This is a genomic window from Mesorhizobium sp. M7A.F.Ca.CA.002.15.2.1, from assembly GCF_003998715.1.
Taxonomy (GTDB): domain Bacteria; phylum Pseudomonadota; class Alphaproteobacteria; order Rhizobiales; family Rhizobiaceae; genus Mesorhizobium; species Mesorhizobium ciceri.
This window is the reverse complement of record NZ_RZPI01000609.1, coordinates 1-3,429: the sequence shown is the minus strand read 5'-3', so window position 1 is coordinate 3,429 and position 3,429 is coordinate 1. Positions and strand designations below refer to the sequence as shown.

At 65.9% G+C, this 3,429-nt stretch carries 5 protein-coding genes; all 5 read left to right on the top strand.

From position 1 onward, the window contains the following. Positions 1-513 (top strand): ATP-binding cassette domain-containing protein (locus tag ENZ74_RS26115; RefSeq protein ID WP_164761215.1); only part of this gene is annotated, 513 nt, incomplete at its 5' end. Continuing rightward, on the top strand, positions 510-1,259 hold the full coding sequence (locus tag ENZ74_RS26110; RefSeq protein ID WP_063167567.1) for an ABC transporter ATP-binding protein: 750 nt from the start codon (positions 510-512) through the stop codon (positions 1,257-1,259). The genes ENZ74_RS26115 and ENZ74_RS26110, both read left to right, overlap by 4 nt. After that, complete coding sequence (locus ENZ74_RS26105) at positions 1,256-2,164, top strand: branched-chain amino acid ABC transporter permease (RefSeq protein WP_063167566.1); 909 nt, start codon at positions 1,256-1,258, stop codon at positions 2,162-2,164. Before ENZ74_RS26110 ends, ENZ74_RS26105 begins: the two co-directional genes overlap by 4 nt. Further along, entirely contained in the window at positions 2,161-3,144 is a 984-nt protein-coding gene (locus ENZ74_RS26100; protein ID WP_164761216.1) for a branched-chain amino acid ABC transporter permease, read from the top strand. The genes ENZ74_RS26105 and ENZ74_RS26100 overlap by 4 nt, the downstream gene beginning before the upstream one ends. Next, a partial coding sequence (locus ENZ74_RS26095) for an FAD-dependent oxidoreductase (RefSeq protein ID WP_164761214.1) occupies positions 3,141-3,429 on the top strand: 289 nt, incomplete at its 3' end. The genes ENZ74_RS26100 and ENZ74_RS26095, both read left to right, overlap by 4 nt.

Genomic DNA, 3,429 nt, shown 5'->3' with positions numbered 1-3,429 from the left:
TTTCAGATCCCGCGCCCGCTGCCCAACCTGACGCTGATCGAAAACATCATGCTGGCGGCGCAGGGTCAGGCCGGCGAAAAGCTGCTTGCCAATTTCGTCACGCCATGGCGCGTCGCCGCGCAGGAAAGGGCCGCCAGGACAAAGGCGCTTGAACTGCTGGAACTGGTCGCCCTCGCCCATCTCGCGCATGAGCCGGCGCGCGTGCTTTCCGGCGGTCAGCGCAAGCTGCTCGAACTCGCCCGCGTGATGATGGCCGATCCGGCGATCATCTTGCTCGACGAACCGGCGGCCGGCGTCAACGCGACGCTGCTCGAAGTCATCATCGACCGCATCCGCGACATCAATGCGCGCGGTATCACCTTCCTGCTGATCGAGCATAATATCGACATGGTGACGCGGCTCTGCCATCGCGTCCTCGTCATGGCGAGCGGCCAGTTGCTCAGCGAAGGCACGGCCGAAGAGGTCGCTCGCGACCCGCGCGCCATCGAGGCCTATCTCGGAGGCGCAGCATGAGCGAGATCGTTCTCGATGTCCGCGACCTCGAAGCCGGCTACGAGCCCGGCGTGCCGATCGTGCGCGGCGCCTCGATCACCGTCGCCAAGGGCGAGATCGTCGTGGTGCTCGGCCCCAACGGCGCCGGCAAGTCTAGCTTCATCAAGGCCATCGCCGGCCTCGTCCCGATCACCGGCGGCACAGTATTTCTGGACGGGAAGGACATCACTGCCGCGCCGGCCCACACCATGGTGCGCCTCGGGCTGGCCTTCGTGCCGCAGACCGAAAACATCTTCCCACTGATGTCGGTCGAGGACAATCTCAGAGTTGCTTGCGGCATCCTTGAGCGGCGCGAGATTCCTGCGCGCACCGAGGAGATGTATGCCGCCTTCCCCGATCTCGTCCGCCAGCGCCGCACCGCCGCCGGCAACCTCTCGGGCGGACAACGGCAGATGCTCGCCGTTGCGCGGGCGCTGATCGTCCACCCCAAGGTGCTGGTGCTAGACGAGCCGTCGGCCGGCCTGTCGCCGAAATTCGTCTCGATGGTGTTCGAGATGCTGGCAAACATCCGCAAGTCCGGCGTCACCATCCTGCTCGTCGAACAGAATGCCAAGGCAGCGCTCGCCATCGGCGACCGCGCCTATGTGCTGGTCGAAGGCAAAGACCGGCACGAGGGCATTGCCTCCGAGCTGTGGAACGATCCGGTGGTCGCCGAACTCTATCTCGGCCAGCGCCCCCGCAAGTCCGGCACAGGAGGTGGGGCATGAGCTTGCAATTTGTCGTCGACGGATTGCTGACGGGTTCGATGATCGGCCTGGGCGCCATCGGCGTGACGCTTACCTATTCGATCCTGCGCTTCTCGAACTTTGCCCATGGCGACTTCATGGCCTGGGGCACCTATGCGACGCTGGCCGTCGTCAGCGCCATCGGCGCGACAGTCGGCAAGGTGGCACCGATCGCACCGCTGTCCTTCGGCTGGCCGCTGATTGTCGCGCTGGTCGTCGGCATGGCGTTCACCGCTTTGCTGGCGCTGCTGCTCGACAAGGTGCTGTTTTCGCGGCTGCGCTCGCAAGGCCAGGCGATCATCGTGGTGATGGCGAGCTTCGGTGCCTCGATGGCGCTGAGAAGCCTGCTCGAATTCACCTTCACCTCGCGGCCGACCTATTTCAGCCGGGCGATCCAGATCGCCATGCCGGTCGGCTTCGGCATCCGCATCACATCAGACCAGATCGCGCTTTTGCTGCTGACCGCGGTGCTGGTGCTCGCCGTGCATCTGTTGATGACGCGCACGCAGACCGGCCGCTCGATGCAGGCCCTGAGCCAGAACTCGGCACTGGCCCGCATCGTCGGCATCGACGTCGCCAGCGTGGTGCGCGTCACCTGGGTCATCGGCGGGGCGCTGGCCTGCGTGGCCGGCGTGATGATCGGCATCCTGGTGCAGATCCGCCCGTTCATGGGCTTCGACATGCTATTGCCGATGTTTGCCGCCGCCATTCTCGGCGGCATCGGCAGCATCCCCGGCGCCGTGCTCGGCGGCCTGATCATCGGGCTCGCCGAGGCCGGTGCCGTGCAGCTGATCGGCGCCGAATGGCGCGCCGCCGTCTCCTTCATCATCCTGATGGCGGTGCTGTTCGTGCGGCCGATCGGCCTGTTTGGTGTGAGGGAACGCTGATGGATCTGATCGGCTACGGCGCCTTCTTCCTGACCACCGCGCTGATCTTTTCGCTGGTCACGCTGGGGCTCAATTTGCAGTGGGGCCTGACCGGCCTGTTCAATGTCGGCCTTGCCGGCTTCGTCGCCATCGGCGCCTACACCTCGGCATTGCTGACCACTCCCGACGACGCCGCGCGGCTGGGTGGCCTTGGCCTGCCGATCGTTGTCGGCTGGGCGGGCGCCATGGTCGTCGGCGGCATTGCCGCGGCGTTAACTGGCATGGCGACGCTGCGGCTCAGGTCCGACTATCTGGCGATCACCACCTTCGGCGTCGCCGTCGTCGTGCAACTGGTCGCGCTCAACGCGCAGAAACTGACCGGCGGCCCGTTCGGCATCGGCTTCATCCCGCGCCCCTTCGGCAGCCTTGCCGAGACGCCGCTGCTGTTCAACCTGTCGAACCTTGCCGTGGTCGCGGCGGTGACTCTGGTCGCCTATCTCGCTTTGGAACATCTGTCGCGCAGCCCGTGGGGCCGCGTGCTGAAGGCGCTACGCGAGGATGAGCGGGCGGCGATCTCGCTTGGCAAGAGCGCGCGTTTCTATCGCGTCCAGGCCTTCGCCGTGGGCGGCGCCATCATGGCACTGGCCGGCGCATTGCAGGCGCATTTCACCGGCTTCATCGCGCCGGACAATTATTTGCCGATCCTGACCTTCCAGGTCTGGGTGATGCTGATCGTGGGCGGCTCGGGCAGCAATCTCGGCGCCGTCATCGGCAGCATCCTGGTCTGGGCGATATGGGCTGGGTCGGGCACGCTGACCAGCATCCTGTTCCCGCCGGAACAGCAGGCTCGTGCCGCCGCGCTGCAGATCGCCGCCATCGGCGTCATGCTCTGCGTTATCCTGCTGGTCCGGCCGAACGGGCTGTTCGGCGACAGGCCACGGCGGCCTTTGCTCGGCAAGCGGACGAAGGTGACTACGGCCAAAAGCGTTTCCCCGTCATGAATGCCGCGGTTCGGCAGGAAGCGCATGGCGCTTCACTCTGGCTTGCCGTCAGCCGCGACCGCCGCAAACGGCCGGCGCTGCAGGGTAAGCTCGATGTCGACCTGGCCATTGTCGGCGGCGGCTTTTCGGGCCTTTCAACCGCGCTGCACGCCGCCGGCAAAGGCCTTTCCGTCGCCGTTCTCGAAGCCGAATTCATCGCCTGGGGCGCAACCGGCAGGAATGCTGGCTTCGTCGTGCCGAACTTCGCCAAGATGGACCCGGCCGACATACTGGCCCATCTCGGAC

What these genes read in the sequence shown, in the direction of transcription:
- ENZ74_RS26110 (WP_063167567.1), top strand. Translation starts at nt 510, where the DNA reads ATGAGCGAGATCGTTCTCGATGTCCGCGACCTCGAAGCCGGCTACGAG.
- ENZ74_RS26105 (WP_063167566.1), top strand. Translation starts at nt 1,256, where the DNA reads ATGAGCTTGCAATTTGTCGTCGACGGATTGCTGACGGGTTCGATGATC.